This window comes from Alkaliphilus metalliredigens QYMF (assembly GCF_000016985.1).
Lineage (GTDB): Bacteria > Bacillota > Clostridia > Peptostreptococcales > Natronincolaceae > Alkaliphilus_A > Alkaliphilus_A metalliredigens.
In genome coordinates, this window is sequence record NC_009633.1 from 16,984 (window position 1) to 39,469 (window position 22,486).

Genomic DNA, 22,486 nt, shown 5'->3' on the forward strand with positions numbered 1-22,486 from the left:
GAACTGCATAGCACTTTGTTAATTTAGTATCTACCCATTTATTAAGGAAATGAATAAATGCATTACAATTTGTTTACGCTATATAGATAGTAGAGAATATATTAATAATGGATACTAAAAAACGATCTAATCATTGATGAAAGGGTATGATATTATGTATAATCATTCAGACACACCAATTGCAGAAGACTTCCAGCAGTTATATGAACAAGGATATAGATGTATTTATTATGAATTACACGAAAAGGATCAATTTTTCATAGCACATTTGAAAAATTTCGAAAATGAAGATATAAGAGAGCTTAAATGTAGTATAGAAGATGGGACAAATTTAAAAAACTATATTGATAATTTAAACTAAAAAGACCCTTCACTGTTAAGATAAAAGTAGTGGAGGGATTTTTTTGTTACGTTACGGTGATAAATGTTGACTAAAAACAATAAAAAGTGATATTATTAATCTTATGTTTTATTATCTTAAAAGTTTGTATAACTGAAAAAGGAGTGAAGCATAGAAGTCAGTTCGTAACCATCCTGACTCAAAATAAAACTAGGAGGAAAAAAATGAAACAAACAAAGATGTTAGTACAAGGAGCCATTATTGCTGGGCTTTATGTAGCGTTAACCCTTGCTTTTGCTCCAATCAGCTTTTTACAAGTTCAAGTTCGTATTTCCGAAGTACTAACGATATTACCAGTATTTACACCAGCAGCTATTCCAGGATTATTTGTAGGCGTGCTCATAGCCAATATGTTTGGGGGACTAGGAATCATTGATATTGTACTAGGAAGCTTAGCCACTTTAACAGCAGCATATCTATCCCGTAAGATGCCAAGGAGATGGTTAGTCCCTTTGCCACCTGTAGTCATTAATGCAGTTGTAGTGGCTTTTATTTTAAACTATGTATTAGGGTTCCCCTATGTAGCCACAATGGGATGGGTAGCTATCGGACAGATTATTGCATGCTATGGATTAGGATATCCTTTTATGCTGGTATTAGACAAGTATAAAGACAATATTTTTAAATAGTCACAAGTTCATAAAAAAACATTCTATTATTATAGGATGTTTTTTTTGTACAACAAAAACAAGGTTAGCAGGAATGATGTTGAAACATATAGAAGCTTAGTAATACGAAAGAAATGACATTAATAGAGGAAGTATTAACAATACATCGAAAAAAAGGAGAGATAACAATGATTCAAATTAACAAGGCTAAATTAGTAATGCAATCAGTACAGGGAAAAATTCATAGTCCCCAGGGGGCTAACCCATATCGTATTGATAGAGAGGGTGTTGGACACATTTTACCAGCTACAGGTGGCATTACATATAACGTAAAAATAGGGGATTCATGTATGGAATGGATTGGTGACCATGTGGAGCCTGGAGTGAGCATACGTAACGAAGATAAAATGGAGAACAATGCACTAATGATTTTATCATGCATTGGTAATGAAGCTAGGGTTGTAACAGGGGAAGCTAAGGGTGCTAAGGGCTATGTTACTGGGATGCATGGAGGCATTGATCATGTGTTAATTCATTTTAAAGAAGAAGATATGGAGAAGATGGCAATCAATGATACAATACTTATTAAAGCTTTTGGCCAAGGACTAGCTATCGAAGGATTAGATGATGTGAAGTGTATGAATATTGATCCTGGTTTATTTGAGAAGCTTGATATAAAAATTAACCCAGAGGGATATTTAGAAATTCCTGTGAAAACAGAGGTGCCAGCTTATATGATGGGATCTGGTATAGGAGGCGCAACAGCCTATTCTGGTGATTATGATATTATGACAGGGGATAAGGATGCCAATCGTGAATTTGGTATTAATGAACTCAAATTTGGAGACTTAGTTTTATTAAGAGATTGTGATAATACATATGGAAGACAATATTTAAAGGGTGCAGTTTCGATTGGGATTGTTGTGCATAGCGACTGTATTAAATCGGGACATGGACCAGGGATTACAGTGATTATGAGTAGCAAAAAACCAATCATAAAAGCCATCATCAATAAAGAAGCCAATATTTCAAATTACCTCCAAATAAAATAGATTGAAAAGAAGAATTCTAGTATTTTTAGAATTCTTCTTTTTTATAGTATAGGACATAGGGGATCTGGTTTAACTATAGTATGGAAGGGTAAAAAAGAAATAGAGAATTTTTGAAAAACAAAGCCAAGGAGGGATAAATATGTTTCCATACATTCCAGCTACCGAGGAATCAAAGAAAAAGATGTTAGAGGATGTTGGGCTTAATTCAGTAGAAGATTTATTTAAAGATATTAGCCATAAGGTGCGTTTAAAGGGCGAATTAAATATACCTAAACATAAATCAGAGCTTGAAGTTTCTTCATATATTAAAAAACTAGGTAAAATGAATGAAACAACAGAAGATTACACTTGTTTTTTAGGTTGTGGTGCCTATGACCACTATATTCCATCAGTGGTTGATGCCGTTATTTCAAGATCAGAATATTACACAGCATATACACCATACCAAGCTGAAATTGCTCAAGGAACATTGCAAACGATTTTCGAATTTCAATCTATGATGGCAGGGTTAACGGGCATGGATGTTTGTAATGCTTCTGTTTATGATGGTTCTACAGCTGTTTATGAAGCTGCATATGTTGCTGTAGCTTCTAACAGAAGAAAAGAAGTGCTTATTTCTAAGTCTGTACATCCTGAATATCGAAAAGTATTAAAAGCATCACTAGGTGCAGCTAATATTAAATATATAGAAATAGAAATAAAAGAAGGAACCACTGATTTAGACGATTTAAAAGAAAAGCTTACCAAGGATGTGAGTGCTGTCATTGTACAAAGTCCTAACTTTTTCGGACTTATTGAAGAAGTTGAAGAAGTGGTGAAAGAATCCCACGAAAATAAATCACTTGTGGTGATGAGTACGGATCCCATTAGTTTAGGTCTTTTAAAAACCCCTGGGGAAATGGGTGTTGATATTGCAATTGGAGAGGCTCAAGCATTGGGAATTCCACTTTCCTTTGGTGGACCTTATTTAGGATTTATAACAACAACAAAGGCACTTCTGAGAAAGGTTCCAGGAAGACTTGTTGGAATGACCAAAGATGTAGACGGGAAAAGAGGATTTGTTCTCACATTGCAAACCAGAGAGCAACATATTCGCCGAGAAAAATCCATTTCAAATATCTGTACAAATCAGGCGTTAAATGCAACAGCTGCAACGGTTTATTTATCATTAATGGGAAAAGAAGGAATGAAAGAAGTTGCTAAACAGAACTATGATAAGGCACATTATGCCCATGAACAACTTATCAGTACGGGAATGTTTGAAGATTCTTGGGAAAAGCCTTTCTTTAAAGAATTCACACTTAAATATAAAGGTAATCTAAAAGCACTAAAAGAAAAATTAGAAGAAAATAAAATACTTGGAGGCTTCCATCCAAAGGAAGATTACCAGGCATTAGAAAATCATCTTATTATTGCAGTTACTGAAAAACGCAGTAAAGAAGAAGTTGACCAGCTTTGCACAATTGTTAAGGAGGTGGAGTAATGTACGAGAAGGTGATCTATGAGATATCTAGTAAAGGCAAGAAGGGGTATATGTTACCACCTCAAGATGTTCCTCAATATGAAGTCCCGGAAAAATATCTAAGAAAAACAGATAATCATCTACCAGAAGTCAGTGAAAGAGAAGTAATGAGTCACTTTGTAAATATATCTTCTAAGAATTATCACATTGATAAGGGGTTTTATCCTTTAGGTTCTTGTACAATGAAATACAATCCTAAAATTAATGAGGCTATGGCTAGGCTAGATGGCTTAGCAAATATACATCCCTACCAAGATGAAAAAATGGTTCAAGGTGCTCTTAGGCTAATGTATGAGTTGCAAGGATCTTTAGGTGAGATTACAGGAATGGATGCTTTTACCTTACAGCCAGCTGCAGGAGCCCATGGAGAAAAGACCGGGCTAATGCTTATGCATCAGTATCATAGAGGTAGAAATGATTTAAAAAGAGATAAAATTATTGTGCCAGACTCCTCTCATGGTACCAATCCAGCTAGTGCTGCAATGACAGGATTTAAAATAATAGAAGTCCCCTCTAATGAACGAGGTGGCGTAGATATTGAAGCACTGAAGAATGTAGTAGGTGATGATACAGCAGGGCTTATGTTGACTAACCCAAGCACACTAGGCTTATTTGAAGAAAATATTACCGAAATTGCAGGAATCATACATGGGGCTGGAGGCCTTCTCTACTATGATGGTGCTAATATGAATGCAATTATGGGATATGCTCGTCCAGGAGATATGGGATTTGATATCATACACTTAAACCTTCACAAAACATTTACAACACCTCATGGTGGTGGAGGACCTGGGGCTGGACCGGTAGGCGTAAAAGAATTCTTAAAAGAATTTCTACCCGTGCCTATGATTGATAAAAAAGATGAGACATATACACTACGCTACGACATGGAAAATTCCATTGGAAAGGTCAAGAGTTTTTATGGTAACTTTGGTATGCTAATAAGAGCGTATACCTATATTTTAACAATGGGATCCGATGGGCTAAAACATGTTAGTGAGATGGCGGTACTCAATGCAAATTATTTAAAAGAAAATCTCAAAGAATACTATCAACTACCCTATGACATTCTTTGTAAGCATGAGTTTGTTTTATCGGGCAAGTCTATGAAAAAGAAATATGGCGTTTCAACTATGGACATTGCAAAGCGTCTGATTGATTATGGATATCACCCACCTTCAGTCTATTTCCCTCTTATTGTAGAGGAGGCAATTATGATTGAGCCAACGGAAACAGAAAGCAAAGAAACATTAGATGAGTTCATTAAAGTAATGATTACAATTGCAAAAGAAGCAGCTGAAAATCCAGATTTACTTCATGAAGCACCTCATCATTCACCTGTAAGAAGGTTAGATGATTCGGGAGCAGCCAGAAATCCGATTTTAAAGTGGCAGGATATAGAGTAGAATAGGAGACTCCCCTTACTTTATAAAAACAGTAGGGGGAGTTTTTATGGAATATATTTCATGATGTTCAATGGTTGACTTTATAATAAAGAGCTGTTATAGTAGTACAAGTCGTCGCAAGGCGAAGGAAATCTAAATAAGCATAAAGAAACAAAATAAAACAAAATAAAACAAAAAAAGTATTGACATATGTCATCAAAAATGATATATTGATTAAGTCGCCAAAACGCGACGGGTTATACCAAGCAAGTTAGAAATCAGGTCTTTGAAAACTAAACAGTATAGATGTAAGCCAGCATATAAGTAGATTACCAAAATCTAAGATTTTGTGTAAGTCACTTACTCGGCGTAAGCCGAGATACCATTTTAGTTAACTAGAATGGAACAAGAAATACCCAGAAATTTATATATAAGAGTTTGATCCTGGCTCAGGATGAACGCTGGCGGCGTGCCTAACACATGCAAGTCGAGCGGGTTAATCTGACGGAAGCCTTCGGGTGGAAGAAAGTGAAACTAGCGGCGGACGGGTGAGTAACGCGTGGGCAACCTACCTTGTACAGGGGGACAACAACGGGAAACCGTTGCTAATACCCCATAAAACCCTAGAGGGGCATCCCTTAAGGGTCAAAGAATTTCGGTACAAGATGGGCCCGCGTCTGATTAGCTAGTTGGTGAGGTAATGGCTCACCAAGGCGACGATCAGTAGCCGACCTGAGAGGGTGATCGGCCACACTGGAACTGAGACACGGTCCAGACTCCTACGGGAGGCAGCAGTGGGGAATATTGCACAATGGGCGAAAGCCTGATGCAGCAACGCCGCGTGAGCGATGAAGGCCTTCGGGTCGTAAAGCTCTGTCCTAGGGGAAGAATATTGACGGTACCCTAGGAGGAAGCCCCGGCTAACTACGTGCCAGCAGCCGCGGTAATACGTAGGGGGCAAGCGTTATCCGGAATCACTGGGCGTAAAGGGTGCGTAGGCGGTCTTGCAAGTCAGAGGTGAAAGGCTACGGCTCAACCGTAGTAAGCCTTTGAAACTGCAAGACTTGAGTATGGGAGAGGAAAGTGGAATTCCTAGTGTAGCGGTGAAATGCGTAGATATTAGGAGGAACACCAGTGGCGAAGGCGACTTTCTGGACCATTACTGACGCTGAGGCACGAAAGCGTGGGGAGCAAACAGGATTAGATACCCTGGTAGTCCACGCCGTAAACGATGAGTGCTAGGTGTTGGGGGTCGAACCTCAGTGCCGCAGCTAACGCATTAAGCACTCCGCCTGGGGAGTACGCTCGCAAGAGTGAAACTCAAAGGAATTGACGGGGACCCGCACAAGCAGCGGAGCATGTGGTTTAATTCGAAGCAACGCGAAGAACCTTACCTGGACTTGACATCCCTCGGACCACTCCTTAACCGGAGTCTTCCCTTCGGGGACTGAGGTGACAGGTGGTGCATGGTTGTCGTCAGCTCGTGTCGTGAGATGTTGGGTTAAGTCCCGCAACGAGCGCAACCCTTGTCTTTAGTTGCCAGCAGTTCGGCTGGGCACTCTAGAGAGACTGCCGGGGATAACTCGGAGGAAGGTGGGGATGACGTCAAATCATCATGCCCCTTATGTTCAGGGCTACACACGTGCTACAATGGCCGATACAACGGGCAGCGAAGGAGTAATCCGGAGCAAATCCTATAAAGTCGGTCCCAGTTCGGATTGTGGGCTGAAACTCGCCCACATGAAGCTGGAGTTGCTAGTAATCGCGAATCAGAATGTCGCGGTGAATGCGTTCCCGGGTCTTGTACACACCGCCCGTCACACCACGGGAGTCGGAAGCACCCGAAGTCAGCTATCTAACCGTAAGGAGGAAGCTGCCGAAGGTGAAGTCGATGACTGGGGTGAAGTCGTAACAAGGTAGCCGTATCGGAAGGTGCGGCTGGATCACCTCCTTTCTAAGGAGCAAAGGCGCATCTATACTGTTTGGTTTTGAGAGACCTAATCTCTCTAATAAAGTTAGACAAACGAAATCAACATTTCGGTTGTCTGCTTATGTTCTTTGAAAACTACACAATGTTATGAGAAACATGAAGCTATCAATTTGACGATTTCCTTGATTCGTTGAGGGAAACAAATCATCAAATCGCTAGCTAAGCGACTGACTCAAAATCGAAGATTTTGGTCATCTGCTTAAATAAATGCGAAATCAATAAACTATCAATTAAACCTTTTCTTTGATTTGTTCAGGGGAATATAAGGTGCGATTGTTAGCTGAGCGATTGACTCTAAATCTATGATTTGGGTCATGAGCGTAAAGGTCAAGTTATTAAGAGCAAAGGGCGGATGCCTTGGCACTAGGAGTCGATGAAGGACGTGGTAAGCTGCGATAAGCCTCGGGAAGCCGCAAGCAGGCATTGATCCGGGGATTTCCGAATGGGGAAACCCACTTGGGTTCATATCCAAGTATCTATTACTCAATTCATAGGTAATAGAAGACAGACCGGGGGAACTGAAACATCTAAGTACCCCGAGGAAGAGAAAGAAAATTCGATTCCCTCAGTAGCGGCGAGCGAAAGGGGAAGAGCCCAAACCGATGGGGTTTACTTCATCGGGGTTGTGGACACGGTCGTTAAGAAGAAGGTATTGTAGTAGAAGAGGGTTGGAAAGCCCCACCGGAGAAGGTAATAGTCCTGTATATCAAACAAGAAGATCTTTGACTGTGATCCAGAGTACCACGGGACACGTGAAACCCTGTGGGAAGCAGGGGGGACCACCCCCCAAGGCTAAATACTACCTAGTGACCGATAGCGCATAGTACCGTGAGGGAAAGGTGAAAAGAACCCCGGAAGGGGAGTGAAATAGAACCTGAAACCCTTTGCTTACAAGCTGTGGGAGCACTTTATATGTGTGACCGCGTACTTTTTGTAGAACGGGCCAACGAGTTATGGTATGGAGCAAGGTTAAGCACTTAAGGTGCGAAGCCGTAGGGAAACCGAGTCTTAATCGGGCGACTTAGTTTCATGCCATAGACCCGAAACCGAGCGACCTACCCATGGACAGGATGAAGCGGAAGTAAAATTTCGTGGAGGTCCGAACCGATTGACGTTGAAAAGTCACCGGATGATCTGTGGGTAGCGGTGAAATTCCAATCGAGCTCGGAGATAGCTGGTTCTCGCCGAAATAGCTTTAGGGCTAGCCTCAAGATTAGAGACACGGAGGTAGAGCACTGAATGGTCAAGGGGCCTTCACCGGTTACCGAAACCTATCAAACTCCGAATGCCGTCGTCTTATACTTGGGAGTCAGACTGCGAGTGATAAGATCCGTAGTCAAGAGGGAAAGAGCCCAGACCATCAGCTAAGGTCCCAAAGTATACGTTAAGTGGAAAAGGATGTGGAGTTGCACAGACAACCAGGATGTTGGCTTAGAAGCAGCCACTCATTTAAAGAGTGCGTAATAGCTCACTGGTCGAGTGATTCTGCGCCGAAAATGTCCGGGGCTCAAACGTATCACCGAAGCTATGGATCCGAAAGGATGGTAGGCGAGCGTTCTGTAAGGGTAGAAGCTGTACCGTAAGGAGCAGTGGACTTTACAGAAGAGAGAATGTTGGCATGAGTAACGAGAGGCAAGTGAGAATCTTGCCCGTCGAAAACCCAAGGTTTCCTGAGGAAGGTTCGTCCGCTCAGGGTTAGTCGGGACCTAAGCCGAGGCCGAAAGGCGTAGGCGATGGACAACAGGTTGAGATTCCTGTACCACTTTTAGTCGTTTGAGAAATGGGGGGACACAGTAGGATAAACCATGCGCACCGTTGGTTGTGTGCGTCTAAGCAAGTAGGGAGTTAGGATAGGCAAATCCGTTCTAACATATTCTGAGATGTGATGGGGAGCGAAATATAAGTAGCGAACTGGTTGATTCCACACTGTCGAGAAAAGCCTCTATCGAGACTATAAAGTGCCCGTACCGCAAACCGACACAGGTGGGTGAGGAGAGAATCCTAAGACGATCGGGAGAACTATTGTTAAGGAACTCGGCAAAATGACCCCGTAACTTCGGGAGAAGGGGTGCCGGATTTGGTGAAGGATTTACTCCATAAGCCTTATCCGGCCGCAGAGAATAGGCCCAAGCGACTGTTTACCAAAAACATAGGTCTCTGCTAAGTCGAAAGACGAAGTATAGGGGCTGACGCCTGCCCGGTGCTGGAAGGTTAAGGGGACGTGTTAGCGCAAGCGAAGCACTGAACTTAAGCCCCAGTAAACGGCGGCCGTAACTATAACGGTCCTAAGGTAGCGAAATTCCTTGTCGGGTAAGTTCCGACCCGCACGAAAGGCGTAACGATTTGGGCACTGTCTCAACAATAGACCCGGTGAAATTGTAATACCAGTGAAGATGCTGGTTACCCGCGACAGGACGGAAAGACCCCGTGGAGCTTTACTGTAGCCTGACATTGGATTTTGGTACTATATGTACAGGATAGGTGGGAGACTTTGAAACTAGGACGCCAGTCTTGGTGGAGTCGACCTTGGGATACCACTCTTGTAGTACTGAAATTCTAACCATAGACCGTGAAACCGGTCTTGGGACACTGTCAGGTGGGCAGTTTGACTGGGGCGGTCGCCTCCCAAAAAGTAACGGAGGCGCCCAAAGGTTCCCTCAGCACGGTCGGAAATCGTGCGTAGAGTGCAAAGGCAAAAGGGAGCTTGATTGCGAGACATACAGGTCGAGCAAGGACGAAAGTCGGGCTTAGTGATCCGGTGGTTCCGAGTGGAAGGGCCATCGCTCAACGGATAAAAGCTACCCCGGGGATAACAGGCTTATCTCCCCCAAGAGTCCACATCGACGGGGAGGTTTGGCACCTCGATGTCGGCTCATCACATCCTGGGGCTGTAGTAGGTCCCAAGGGTTGGGCTGTTCGCCCATTAAAGTGGTACGCGAGCTGGGTTCAGAACGTCGTGAGACAGTTCGGTCCCTATCCGTCGCGGGCGCAGGAAATTTGAGAGGAGCTGTCCTTAGTACGAGAGGACCGGGATGGACATACCTCTGGTGTACCAGTTGTTCTGCCAAGAGCATCGCTGGGTAGCTACGTATGGAAGGGATAAGTGCTGAAGGCATCTAAGCACGAAGCCCCCCTCAAGATAAGATTTCCCATCTCGAAAGAGAGTAAGACCCCAGGAAGACTACCTGGTTGATAGGTTGGAGGTGTAAGTGCAGTAATGTACTCAGCTGACCAATACTAATAGGTCGAGGACTTGACCAAAAGAAATATCCATAACATTGTGTAGTTTTGAGAGAATTAAGATTCTCTTAACCTAATAAGGTTGTTAGGCAATCTCATGATTCCTTTAGGGTTATTCCTAATGAAAGGAATCAATCGATTTCTAACTAAGTGACCAACACAAAAGTGAAAAGCTAACTTTTGGTTGTCTACTTATCTCAAAAATTTGAGCACTTGAAATTTTAAAGTGAATACTTTAAAATTGAGTGCGACATGAAGCGCTGCGATAGCAGTAGCGAAATATCGTGACTATAGCGAAGGGGTCACACCTGTTCCCATCCCGAACACAGAAGTTAAGCCCTTCAGCGCTGATGGTACTTGGCGGGCAGCTGCCTGGGAGAGTAGGTCGTCGCGATACAGAAAACTTCTACTTTAATAGTAGAAGTTTTTTTAGTTTTTTGAACACTACTTAAAAATATAATTTAAAAGGACTTAAAGATCATCATAAAGATGGTCTTTTTTTGATGTGAAACAATGAAATGATCGTTTCATGTGAAACGTGATTAGATTAAAAAATGGTAAATACAATTCGAAACTTGATTATTTGATAATGATATGATATATTTGCATTACAAATAGGTGACAAGACACCTGTAAAAACACAACAAAGGAAGTGTTATCATCATGAACGAAACTAATATGATCGATGAAATCAAACGGTTAAAAAAAGAGAAAAATGCTGTTATACTAGCTCATAACTATCAAATACCAGAGATACAAGAAATAGCAGATATTGTAGGAGATTCACTGAAACTCAGTCAAGAGGCAACAAAAACTGATGCAGATATTGTTGTGCTTAGTGGAGTGAAATTTATGGCAGAAAGTGTAAAAATACTTTCACCTAATAAAAAGGTGTTATTGCCAGCCCATGATGCAGGATGTCCTATGGCAGATATGATTGATGTAGATCAACTAAAAGAATTTAAAGCAGAGTATCCAAATGTTCCAGTTGTATGCTATGTCAATTCTTCAGCAGAGGTTAAAGCAGAAAGTGATATTTGTTGTACTTCTTCTAATGCTATAAAAGTAGTGAGAAGTTTACAATCGGATAAAGTTATTTTTGTTCCAGATCAAAATTTAGCAGCCTATATTGCCGAACAAGTGCCTGAGAAAGAAATTATACCTTGGCAGGGATTCTGTATTACACATCATCGTGTAAAAGATCTAGAGGTAGATAAAATCAGAAAACAGATGCCTGAAGCTGTATTTCTAGTACATCCAGAATGTACACCAGATGTAGTAAAAAAGGCAGATTTTGTAGGAAGTACTTCACAAATTATTCAATATGCAAAGGAATCAAATGCAGAAAAGTTTGTCATTGGAACAGAAATGGGGGTACTTCACAAGCTAAAAAAAGAAAACCCTACTAAGAAGTTTTATTTACTATCTCCAGGTCTCATTTGCTTTAATATGAAAAAAACAACACTAGTCAATGTATATGAAGCACTGAGAGATGAACAGCATGAAATTATAGTAGATGAGTATGTAAGGGAAAAAGCTTTAAAAACATTAAATCAAATGCTTGAAATTAAATAAAGGAAGGCGTTAATGTGAAAGTCATAAACAATACAATTATGAAAAACAAGTGTGATGTACTCGTTATTGGTTCAGGTGTAGCAGGCTTGTTCACTGCTTTAAATATCGACCCGTCATATACTGTACATGTCATAACAAAAAATCAATTAAGTAAAAGCAATAGCACTTTAGCACAAGGCGGCATTGTCTCTTGTGTTGATTCTAAAATACATTACGAAGATACGATGAAGGCTGGATGCTACTATAACAATAAAGAAGCAGTAAATTTACTTGGACGTAAAGGATACCAAATGATTCAACAATTAATTGAATATGGAGTGATGTTTGATCGGAATAACAGTGGTGGACTAAAAATGACTCGGGAAGGTGGACATACACAATTTCAAGTGGCCCATTGTAAAGATGAAACTGGAAAAGAAATTATGAGGGCTTTATCTGATACAGTAAGTAAAAAAAATAATATTAAAGTAAGAGAAAAGGTTTTTGCTTTGGACACAATTGTAAAAGATGGAATTGTTCATGGCGTAGATGTGCTTGTATCTGGTAAGAGGGAAGTATATGAAAGTAAAATAACTGTCTTAGCTACAGGGGGAATTGGAGATTTATATGAGAGTACAACTAATGAAAGGGCTAGTACGGGAGACGGCATAGCAATAGCTTATAGGGCTGGAGCTAATATAAAAGATATGGAATTCATTCAATTTCATCCGACAGCATTGTATCATCAATCCAAAGGTAAAAAGCTACTGATATCAGAAGCAGTTAGAGGAGAAGGTGGAGTGCTGAAGAATAAATATGGGGAAGCTTTTATGGGAAAATATCATAAAATGAAAGACCTAGCCCCTAGGGACATTGTAGCCCGATCTATTTTTTATGAAATGCAGAGAACAAAAACCTCCTTTGTTTATTTAGACATAACACATTTGTCTAAAGAATTCATTCAAAATCGATTTCCTATGATTTATAGAATGTGTCTATCAGAACAAATTGATATAACAAAGAACTGGATTTCTGTAGCACCGGCAGCGCATTATATTATGGGGGGAATAGAAACAGATTCTCAGGGAAGAACAACAGTAAAAAACTTATATGCCTGTGGTGAATGCGCGCGAACGGGAGCTCATGGGGCAAATCGATTAGCAAGTAACTCGTTATTAGAGGGAGTTGTATTTGGAAAACAAGTGGCTGATGATATTAATCAAGCACTCAAACAATTGATCTTTAATGAGGAGTTAGTAGATAATGAGTGGCCTTTAATTAAAAAGCACACGAATTTGAGTGATGATCATAAGCAGCATTTAGAATTAGGAGCGTTAACTAGAATAGAAGGACGACTTAAACAAACAATGAATCAGTATGTATCAATTTCAAGGGATGGAAAAGGATTAATAAAGGCAAGATATGTCATCGATAAGCTTAAGGAAAAATTACAGCAAGAAAGTAATAATAATATTAAATACTATGAATTAATCAATCAGTTAACTGTAAGTGAATTGATTATTGAAAGTGCATTTAGAAGAAAAAAAAGTCTTGGAGCACATTATCGTTTAGATAATGAGATAAATAATCAATCATGATTTATAGGAGGGAGAGTGTGCAATGTATAATCACTTATTAATAGAAGATATTATCAAAAATGCCCTTATTGAAGATATGAACTATGGAGATATAACGACAGATGCGTTAGTAGATGGAGATAAAACTGGGATAGCTATCATTACAGCTAAAGAAGAAGGTGTGATTGCAGGAACCTCAATAGTGGAAATGGTGTTTAAGTTAGTTGATCAAACGTTATATGTTACCAACTTAAAGCAAGACGGAGAAAAGGTAAATACAGGTGATAATATGATAGAAGTTGATGGGAATATAAAGAGCATTTTAAAAGGAGAGCGTATAGCTTTGAATTTTATGCAAAGAATGTCAGGAATAGCAACAACTGCTAGGGAATTTGCAGATAGAGTAGAGGGATTTAATACGAAAATAGTAGATACACGAAAAACGACCCCAGGGTTAAGAAGTTTAGAAAAGTATGCTGTGAAGGTAGGAGGCTGTTATAATCATCGTTTCAATTTATCTGATGCTGTTTTGATTAAAGATAATCACATTAAGGCGGTGGGAGGTATTACAGAGGCAGTCAAAAGATGTAGAGTACAAATCCCTCATACTGCAAAGATTGAAGTTGAAGTTGAAAGTTTAGAACAACTAGAAGAAGCCATTGAAGTTAAAGCGGACATTATTATGTTAGATAATATGACTGTTGAAATGATGAAAGAAGCTGTACAAAGGACTAAGGGAAGAGCACTATTAGAAGCTTCGGGGAATATGACAAAAGAAAAAATAAAAGAGGTTGCAGCTACAGGTGTTGACTTCATTTCAGTAGGACTCTTAACACACTCTGTTAAGGCTATGGATATTAGCTTAAACATTCAAATGAAATAGAGGTGATTAAATGAATACACAGGAGAGAAGAGCAGTAATTGCTAAAAGACTGGAAGAACGCAAAGGGCCCATCAAAGGAACAGAGCTAGCTAAATGGCTACAGGTCTCTAGACAAGTCATCGTACAGGATATTGCTTTGTTAAGAGCGGAAGGGACTGCGGTGATAGCCACTCCCCAGGGATATGTGATTCTTAAAAGTGATAAAAAAGGATTAACTAAAACAGTGGTTTCAAAGCATGAAAACTATGAGGAGATGGAAGAAGAATTACAAATTATGATCGATCATGGGGCTAGAGTTGTGGATGTCATCGTAGAACACCCTTTATATGGTGAGATTAGAGGTATGTTAGACATCAGTTATGGGCAAGAATTAAAAATGTTCATGAAAAAAATTCGCACAGAAAAAGCGGAGCCTTTATCCTCACTAACCTATGGTATACACATTCATACCCTAGAGGTGCCCAGTGAAGAAAGTTTTAACAAAATGAATCAAGCACTAATGGAAAAAGGATACTTAATTAATGAATAGAAAAGGGGAAAAAGGATGAAAATCAGAGAAAAGAGTGTTTCATTAAGAGAATATCTGACCCAAGCACTAAATGGCATGGCCTTAGGATTGTTTTCTTCTTTAATTATCGGACTTATTTTAAAGCAGATTGGAGAAATATTAAATATCACTGTGTTAATGGAATTTGGGCAAATCGCCCAGTTTCTAATGGGACCAGCAATTGGAGCTGGGGTGGCTTACGCCATTGGAGCGCCCTCACTTGGTATTTTTGCTTCCCTAATTACAGGGGCAATTGGAGCGAATACCATCTTTTTAACAGAAGTAGGAGCCTACGGTATTAAAGTAGGAGAACCTGTAGGAGCCTTTGTGGCTGCCTTAATAGGTGCTGAGATAGCAAAACTAATTGCTGGAAAAACAAAGGTTGATATTGTGCTGGTACCAGCAGTCACAATTATAGTTGGAGGACTTGCGGGAAACTTTATTGGACCCTGGGTTTCTGCCATGATGAGTGGGCTAGGGCAGTTGATAAACAATACAACAGAACTACATCCAATTCCAATGGGGATTTTCGTGGCTATTTTAATGGGGATGATTTTAACCTTGCCTATCAGTAGTGCCGCACTAGCCATCTCATTAGGGTTAAGTGGTTTGGCTGCAGGGGCTGCAGTTGTTGGATGTGCTACGCAAATGGTTGGTTTTGCAGTCTCAAGCTATAAGGAAAATGGATTCGGAGGCTTAATTGCCCAAGGACTAGGAACCAGTATGCTACAAGTACCCAATATTATTAGAAACCCCTTGATTTGGATTCCACCAATAATTGCAAGTGGGATATTAGGTCCATTGGCAACAACGCTATTTCAGATGGAAAACAATAGTATTGGAGCTGGCATGGGAACCAGTGGGCTTGTAGGACAATTTGGAACATTTGCTAAAATGGTAACGGAAAATGGGAACCCTGCTTCCACTGTTTTAATAAAAATGGGCATATTACATTTCATTTTACCAGCTATTATAACCTTGGTAATTGCAAAATATATGAGACAAAAAGGTTGGATTAAACCAGGGGATATGAAATTAAATCAATAAATTGTAAAAAATGTGATCCAGTAGTATAATAGTAACGAACACATTACTGGATTTTTTAGGCATCATACTGGTCAGTTATTTTATTGAAGATGTTTAAGTCCAATGTCAGAGGAGGAAAAAGAATTGAAAAACCGAAAAAAAGTGATCATTGGACTGGGAATATTTATATTTATATTTCTATTTGGATTTCTTTCAGAGATCCTAAGTTTTATTACTGATTATCAGTGGTTTCAAGAGTTAGGATATGAAAGTGTCTTTTTGACTAAACTAAAGACTCAGTTACAAATAGGTATTCCATTGTTTATCGTTGGAACAATCCTATACTATTTATATTTAATAGGACTAAAGAAGGAATATTATAAACAAATCAAATCCTATCATATGGATATTAGTGAAAAAAGAGTTAATCAAATTTTAATTCTTCCAGCGTTTGTTTTTGGTTTAATGACCAGTACATCGGTGGCGGGAAGCTTGTGGTTTGATATACTACTTTATGCTAATGCAAAGCCTTTTAACCTTACAGATCCACTCTTTAATAATGACATCACGTACTATTTGCTAGAGCTTCCATTTTTAAAACAATTACTCAATACAGTGACTAGCATTTTATTTCTAATGGTGATCATTACTGTTATTTTTTATGTTATCATGTTCTTGATAAGAAGACCTACTCTATATGAGGTCAAAGCAGACCTGCAATGGAACAGTAATTTTTTTGTAAGCTTATTACAAATTGCACTAAAACAATTTGCAGCCTTAGGGGTTATCTTTTTCTTAGTATTAGCAGCCAGGTACTACCTTGGGGTATATGACCTTCTCTATTCAACTAGAGGTGTTGTTTATGGAGCCAGCTATACAGATACCCATGTCACTTTATGGGTTTATCGAGCTCAAATTTTAGCAAGCCTCTTATCAGCTACAGGAGTCGTGTATGCATACGTTAAAAGAAACCCTAAGCTTTTATTAATCGCACCAATCAGTATTATCGCCGTAGGAATCCTAGGAAATGTGATTTCTTTAGGAGTACAAAACTTTATTGTTTCTCCCAATGAAATTGCCAGAGAACTTCCTTATATTGAACATAATCTGAGCTATACCCGAAGGGCCTATGGGATCGGAGAAATCCAGGAAACAGACTTTCCCTATGATACTGAATTAACCCGGGAGGATATTGAAAACAATCAAGAAATCATTGATAATATTCGTATTAATGACTATAGACCCGCTCTAGAAGTATACAATCAGATACAGGCCTTTCGACCCTATTATCGGTTTGTAGATGTAGACATTGATCGCTATTGGGTCAATGGAGAATATAGACAGGTATTTATAGCCCCTCGAGAATTAGACCAGAGGGAGCTTAGTGACAACGCACAGACGTGGATCAATCAAACATTAAAGTATACCCACGGGTATGGCGTGGCCCTGTCTCCTGTTAATGAAGTAACCAGTGGTGGGCAGCCTGTTCTTTGGATGCGAAACTTTCCACTAGTAAGTTCAGTTGACATTGAAGTGACAAGACCTGAAATTTACTTTGGAGAGCTAACAGATCAATATATAATTGTGAATACAAAGGAGAAGGAGTTTGACTATCCCCTTGACAATGACAATGCAGAAACCTTATATGAGGGAACAGCAGGAGTGCCATTGAAGGGAGTCAATCGACTGCTATATTCATGGAGGCAAGGGACACTGAAAATGCTTCTATCTGGTAACATTACAAGTGAAAGTCGTATTGTATTTGATCGAAATATCGTAACCAGAATGAATAAAATTGCACCATTCATTACCTACGATGAAGATCCATACATAGTTATTAATGAAGGGAAATTGTATTGGATGATCGATGGCTATACCATCTCAGGAAATTTTCCCTATGCAGAACCCTATATGGCAGGAAACAATAATTATATCCGTAATTCTGTTAAGGTTGTGATAGATGCCTATAATGGAACAGTGGATTATTATATCTCCGATGAAGAGGATCCAATTATATTAACATATCAAGCCATTTTTCCAGATTTATTTAAACCTTTAGATGACATGCCAGAAGGATTAAAAGCACATATACGTTATCCACAAGTGTTATTTGACATTCAGTCAGAGGTCTATGCTACTTATCATATGAATAATCCTCGGGTATTCTATAATAAGGAAGATCTATGGCGAATTGCAAGAGAAAAATATGATCAAAACGAGCAAACAATTGAGTCACAATATATGATGATGAAGCTTCCTGGTGAGGAAAGTGAAGAGTTTGTGATATCGGTTCCGTACACACCAATACGCTTAGACAATATGCGGGCACTTTTGGTAGCAAGAAATGATGGGGAACAATACGGAGAGCTAATCGCCTATCGTATGCCGAAGGATCAAAATGTATATGGACCTAAGCAAATTGAAGATCGAATTGACCAAAACACAACAATTTCCCAAAACCTAAGTCTATGGGGCGAGGGCGGATCCTCGGTAATTAGAGGAAATCTACTTGTGGTTCCCATTGAAAATTCACTATTATATGTAGAACCCCTCTATATTCGGGCAACAAGTGGGACCAGTCTTCCAGAAGTGAAAATGGTCATTGTCTCATTTGGTGATCAAATAGTGATGGAGCCAACGTTAGAGGAAGCCTTGAATCGAATCTTTGGAGCTAGAGTAGAAGAAATAAGAGAAGAGATCCAAGAGGAAGTTGAAGGGGACACTGATGGAGAAACCATAACAGAAGAAATAACAGAAGGACTTGGTGAGGCCAGTCAACTTATTAGAAGGGCTTCAGAAGTCTTTGATAGGGCACAGGAAGCCTCAAGACAAGGAAACTGGTCAGCCTATGGAGATGCATTAGAAGAGTTAGAACAGGTGCTAAGACAGCTTCAGGAAACAACACAGGTTTTGGAGAACTAAAGGCTTAATCCATAAAGAACGATGATTTCATATACTAAAAAGACAACTTCTTAAGATGTTTTCCTAAGAAGTTGTCTTTTTTCTATTTCTAAATTCCTTGAGTTCATCCAAGGACATTTTATCTAGTTCATAAGATTTTTCTGCAAATGCTTTGCGTGTGATAATATCATTTTCAATGAGAAGCTCAATAAGTGTGGCAATGGCCAATGTATTACGATAATCTACTTCTTTGAGATTACTCAACTGATTAACAATGTCTATCTGTTTCATAATTGATTCCCCCTCATATATAAATAATTACATCAACACAACTCAAACTTTAAATAAGCAATTTCCTCACTTAATTAAATCATTGCCTTTTTGTGGAGATATATACAGAAAGTGCATAAAGAAAGCCTAATTGTGGATAAAAAATAGAAATGAAAAAACTTATCCACAAAACCAATCAAAACAACATACATATTTTTTAGTAAATGAATTATAATAAGCAATAATAATATTGTAATGTAATGAAAATTATGGTACAATACATTTCAACTAAAGATATTTAAAGGCGAGGAAGAGAAATAGTAAATTGAGGAACTTCTTAAGAGAGTCGGTGGGTGGTGTGAACCGATGAAGTGACCAGTTGAATCCATCTCAGAGCCATTGGCTGAATGAAAGTAGGTCAATTCGGAGGCATCCGTTATCATGTATGGAGATGATTAGTAATTAGCTAGCTAATAACTAGGGTGGCAACGCGGAAGGATAGCTTTCGTCCCTTATATGGGATGAGGGTTTTTTTTGTGTATAAAAAAGTATTTATAGAAATTCAAATAATTTGAAGGAGGGAATAAAATGTTAGATATTAAAAGAATTCGGATGAATCTAGATGAAATTAAGGCAGCCATGGCTAGAAGAGGGGAAAAAGGATTTGATTTAGATGCTGTTGTTGCATTAGATGAAGACAGAAGAACAATTTTACAAGAAGTAGAGCAAATGAAAAATGAACAAAAAACAGTTTCAAAGGAAGTACCTAAATTAAAGAAAGAAGGCAAAGATGTCTCTGAAGTAATGGAAAAAATGAAAACCCTCTCGGCAGAAATAAAGAATTTAGATGTGAAGGTAAAAGAAATTGAGGAAAAAATGGAAGAAATACTCTTAAGAATTCCAAATGTGCCCCATCCAGACGTACCTCAAGGAGACACAGATGATGATAATATCGAAGTGAGAACCTGGGGAGAACCAACACAGTTTTCTTTTGAACCAAAACCCCACTGGGAGGTTGGTGTGAATTTAGGAATACTAGATTTTGAAGCGGCTTCAAAGGTAACCGGGTCTCGATTTACACTTTATAGAGGAATGGCAGCTCGGTTAGAAAGAGCATTGATCAGCTTTATGTTGGACCTCCATACAGATGAGCATGGCTATACAGAGTTATTACCACCCTTTATGGTGAATCGAGCCAGTATGATTGGAACAGGGCAACTGCCTAAATTTGAAGAGGACGCCTTTAAAATTCCTCAAAAAGACTACTTCTTAGTCCCAACAGCGGAAGTACCAGTAACCAATATTTATCGAGATGATATTATAGAGGGAGATCAATTGCCCATAAAATATGTAGCCTATACACCTTGCTTTAGATCAGAAGCCGGCTCAGCCGGTAGAGATACCAGAGGACTGATTAGGCAGCATCAATTTAATAAGGTTGAGTTGGTTAAATTTGTGAGACCAGAGGATTCTTATGAAGAACTAGAGAAATTAACAAATAATGCCGAAAAGGTACTACAGCTTCTAGGACTTCCCTATCGAATCGTTAGGATTTGTACTGGAGACCTAGGGTTCACAGCAGCCTTTAAATATGATATAGAAGTTTGGATGCCAAGCTATAACAGATATGTAGAGATCTCTTCTTGTAGTAACTTTGAAGACTTTCAGGCAAGAAGAGCCAATATCCGTTATCGACCAGATACAAAATCTAAGGTGGAGTTCGTTCATACATTAAACGGAAGTGGATTGGCAGTAGGAAGAACAGTAGCAGCCATATTAGAAAACTTCCAACAAGAGGATGGCAGTGTTGTGATCCCAGAAGCCATAAGGTCTTATATGAAGGGTTTTGAAAAAATTACAGCTAAGTAAATGGGGTTAGAGGTTAAAGGAGACTTAATGTAGAGGTATGTAAGGAATAAATGTAAAATAAAAAGAAATAGATTTAAAGAAAGAGAAGCTGATCATAAAATAGCTTCTCTTTTTTTCCCAATATATTCAATATACTTAATTGACAAAAGGATGTTAGAAAAATAAAATGATGGTATAAGTAAAAAGAAAGCTAAAAAAAGGAGCATGCATATGCCATTTAATGTTTGTGATCAAAATGGAAAACATATCGGTATTTTATATGAGAGATGCCCAGAGTATTCATTAGGAAGAAAGTTCTCTTTGGTTTGCTTAACTGAGCTAACTACTGAAAAAATTAATATTAATTTTCATGGAATTAAGGATTATCTAGCCAGGCGATATGACCTTAAGACTGTATTTGGAAAAATCAAAGAAGAAAAGCTCCAAGAAAAATTAGAGGAAGAATGGAGAGAATATTACAGTGAATATGGTGCTTATGATGAAGTGTTTTTATTAAAAATACATCTTTCAAATCATCAAGGGGAAATTAGTCATCTAATTGAAATAGAAGAACAATCTGTTCAAGGTTATATTTTATTAAATAGAGAAAATGTAATTTTCCACAATAAAGAGACGATTATAATTAAGAATGAGTTAGATTTTATCCAGCCTGAAAAAGAAATATTAGGGAAGAAACCTCTTTATACTAAAGTGGTGGATTATCCTGTGATATCAATGGGGGTCATGGGGTTAGGGGAAGGTCTTTTATTAGGTGCAAACTTATCTGACTTTGGAGGAAGAAATCATATACATAACACAAAATTAAAGCTTATGGTAGGAAATGATATCCATCAGTTAGAATTGCCTATGCAAATCAATGCTAAAAGAGGGATGACGATACTCTTTTATTTGGAGGGCCAGAAAATTAAGCACATGGTTTGTGACGAAAGGATTTATACTTTCTAACTTAAGTAGTAAATCAAGGAACTGTATACTTTATTTACTAATTGATTTTTTACTCAATATATGCTAAACTAACTTTTGTACCTTAAATAGAAGAACACTGCACCTATAGCTCAGTAGGATAGAGCAACGGTTTCCTAAACCGTGTGCCGGAGGTTCGAATCCTCCTAGGTGCACCAAATCATTGGAGGCTGTCATAGTGGAAGCATATTATATGTCCTTAGCGCTGGAAGAGGCTAAAAAAGCCTATGAGCTAGGAGAAGTTCCCATTGGAGCAATTATCCTACGAGAAAACAAGGTGATTGCTGCAGCACATAATTTAAGGGAGAGCCACCACGATGCCACAGCCCATGCAGAAATCATAGCCATCCAAGCTGCTTGCCGAAGGCTAGGGGGATGGCGGTTGACAAACAGCACGCTATTTGTTACAATAGAACCCTGTCCAATGTGCGCTGGAGCCATTCTACAAAGTCGAATTGATAGAGTAGTCATTGGTGCAATGGATCCAAAGGCAGGGGCTTGCGGTTCCATAATCAATCTTTTGAATAATAACCAGTTCAATCACCAAACAGAGATTGTAACAGGTGTATTAGAAGATGAGTGTTCCCAGATTATGAAGGATTTTTTTAAATCATTAAGACAGAAAAAGAAGTAGTGGGTAAAACAATAAACACACAATAAAATATAATAAGAACCAAGAACGCCAAATCAAAATAAGAG

15 protein-coding genes, 1 tRNA gene, 3 rRNA genes and 1 other annotated feature are annotated in these 22,486 nt (G+C 38.9%); of the genes, 18 read left to right on the forward strand and 1 reads right to left on the reverse strand.

Annotated features, from left to right (window positions below; translation table 11 throughout):
- Positions 1–136 precede the first annotated feature (136 nt).
- The 14 genes from AMET_RS00070 to AMET_RS00135 all read left to right on the forward strand — a co-directional run bounded on the left by AMET_RS00070 (position 137) and on the right by AMET_RS00135 (position 18,706).
- Positions 137–361: a hypothetical protein gene (locus tag AMET_RS00070; RefSeq protein ID WP_157047117.1), complete on the forward strand. Its 225-nt coding sequence runs from the start codon at positions 137–139 to the stop codon at positions 359–361.
- A gap of 203 nt (positions 362–564) precedes the next feature.
- Positions 565–1,029 carry a QueT transporter family protein gene (locus AMET_RS00075; protein WP_011971165.1) on the forward strand — a complete coding sequence of 155 codons (465 nt, stop codon included), beginning with the start codon at positions 565–567 and terminating at the stop codon, positions 1,027–1,029.
- Between the two features lie 167 nt (positions 1,030–1,196).
- A complete protein-coding gene (locus AMET_RS00080) occupies positions 1,197–2,060 on the forward strand; it encodes a DUF4438 domain-containing protein (RefSeq protein WP_011971166.1) in 864 nt (287 codons plus the stop codon).
- A 139-nt stretch (positions 2,061–2,199) separates the two neighbouring features.
- Positions 2,200–3,543: an aminomethyl-transferring glycine dehydrogenase subunit GcvPA gene (gcvPA, locus tag AMET_RS00085; protein ID WP_011971167.1), complete on the forward strand. Its 1,344-nt coding sequence runs from the start codon at positions 2,200–2,202 to the stop codon at positions 3,541–3,543.
- Positions 3,543–4,988 (forward strand): aminomethyl-transferring glycine dehydrogenase subunit GcvPB, encoded by a 1,446-nt coding sequence (gene gcvPB, locus AMET_RS00090; RefSeq protein WP_011971168.1) that lies wholly within the window; start codon positions 3,543–3,545, stop codon positions 4,986–4,988. Before gcvPA ends, gcvPB begins: the two co-directional genes overlap by 1 nt.
- Positions 4,989–5,393: 405 nt before the next feature.
- A 16S ribosomal RNA gene (locus tag AMET_RS00095) occupies positions 5,394–6,921 on the forward strand.
- 361 nt (positions 6,922–7,282) lie between these two features.
- A 23S ribosomal RNA gene (locus AMET_RS00100) occupies positions 7,283–10,218 on the forward strand.
- 259 nt (positions 10,219–10,477) lie between these two features.
- Positions 10,478–10,594 (forward strand): 5S ribosomal RNA (gene rrf / locus AMET_RS00105).
- The 16S, 23S and 5S rRNA genes sit together here, the layout of an rRNA operon.
- 266 nt (positions 10,595–10,860) lie before the next feature.
- Positions 10,861–11,772 carry a quinolinate synthase NadA gene (gene nadA, locus AMET_RS00110; protein ID WP_011971169.1) on the forward strand — a complete coding sequence of 304 codons (912 nt, stop codon included), beginning with the start codon at positions 10,861–10,863 and terminating at the stop codon, positions 11,770–11,772.
- A gap of 14 nt (positions 11,773–11,786) precedes the next feature.
- A complete protein-coding gene (gene nadB / locus AMET_RS00115) occupies positions 11,787–13,349 on the forward strand; it encodes an L-aspartate oxidase (protein WP_011971170.1) in 1,563 nt (520 codons plus the stop codon).
- 22 nt (positions 13,350–13,371) lie between these two features.
- Positions 13,372–14,211, forward strand: a complete 840-nt coding sequence (gene nadC, locus AMET_RS00120; protein WP_011971171.1) for a carboxylating nicotinate-nucleotide diphosphorylase — start codon at positions 13,372–13,374, stop codon at positions 14,209–14,211.
- Between the two features lie 10 nt (positions 14,212–14,221).
- Positions 14,222–14,740: a transcription repressor NadR gene (locus AMET_RS00125; protein WP_011971172.1), complete on the forward strand. Its 519-nt coding sequence runs from the start codon at positions 14,222–14,224 to the stop codon at positions 14,738–14,740.
- A 15-nt stretch (positions 14,741–14,755) separates the two neighbouring features.
- The gene (locus tag AMET_RS00130; protein WP_011971173.1) at positions 14,756–15,805 is read left to right on the forward strand and encodes a PTS transporter subunit IIC; all 1,050 of its coding nucleotides are present in this window, start codon (positions 14,756–14,758) and stop codon (positions 15,803–15,805) included.
- 123 nt (positions 15,806–15,928) lie between these two features.
- Positions 15,929–18,706: a UPF0182 family membrane protein gene (locus AMET_RS00135; protein ID WP_041720151.1), complete on the forward strand. Its 2,778-nt coding sequence runs from the start codon at positions 15,929–15,931 to the stop codon at positions 18,704–18,706.
- A gap of 63 nt (positions 18,707–18,769) precedes the next feature.
- Here AMET_RS00135 and AMET_RS00140 read toward each other — a convergent pair whose 3' ends face one another.
- Complete coding sequence (locus AMET_RS00140; RefSeq protein ID WP_011971175.1) at positions 18,770–18,976, reverse strand: hypothetical protein; 207 nt, start codon at positions 18,974–18,976, stop codon at positions 18,770–18,772.
- 277 nt (positions 18,977–19,253) lie between these two features.
- Positions 19,254–19,471 (forward strand) — a binding site (T-box leader).
- 72 nt (positions 19,472–19,543) lie between these two features.
- On the opposite strand from AMET_RS00140, the gene serS reads away from it, so the two are divergent.
- The 4 genes from serS (at position 19,544) to tadA (ending at position 22,421) form a co-directional block, all read left to right on the forward strand.
- Complete coding sequence (serS, locus tag AMET_RS00145; RefSeq protein ID WP_011971176.1) at positions 19,544–20,824, forward strand: serine--tRNA ligase; 1,281 nt, start codon at positions 19,544–19,546, stop codon at positions 20,822–20,824.
- 210 nt (positions 20,825–21,034) lie between these two features.
- Positions 21,035–21,769 (forward strand): hypothetical protein, encoded by a 735-nt coding sequence (locus AMET_RS00150; RefSeq protein WP_011971177.1) that lies wholly within the window; start codon positions 21,035–21,037, stop codon positions 21,767–21,769.
- 99 nt (positions 21,770–21,868) lie between these two features.
- Positions 21,869–21,945: transfer RNA gene (locus AMET_RS00155), tRNA-Arg, on the forward strand.
- Between the two features lie 20 nt (positions 21,946–21,965).
- Positions 21,966–22,421 carry a tRNA adenosine(34) deaminase TadA gene (tadA, locus tag AMET_RS00160; protein WP_011971178.1) on the forward strand — a complete coding sequence of 152 codons (456 nt, stop codon included), beginning with the start codon at positions 21,966–21,968 and terminating at the stop codon, positions 22,419–22,421.
- Positions 22,422–22,486: the final 65 nt, after the last annotated feature.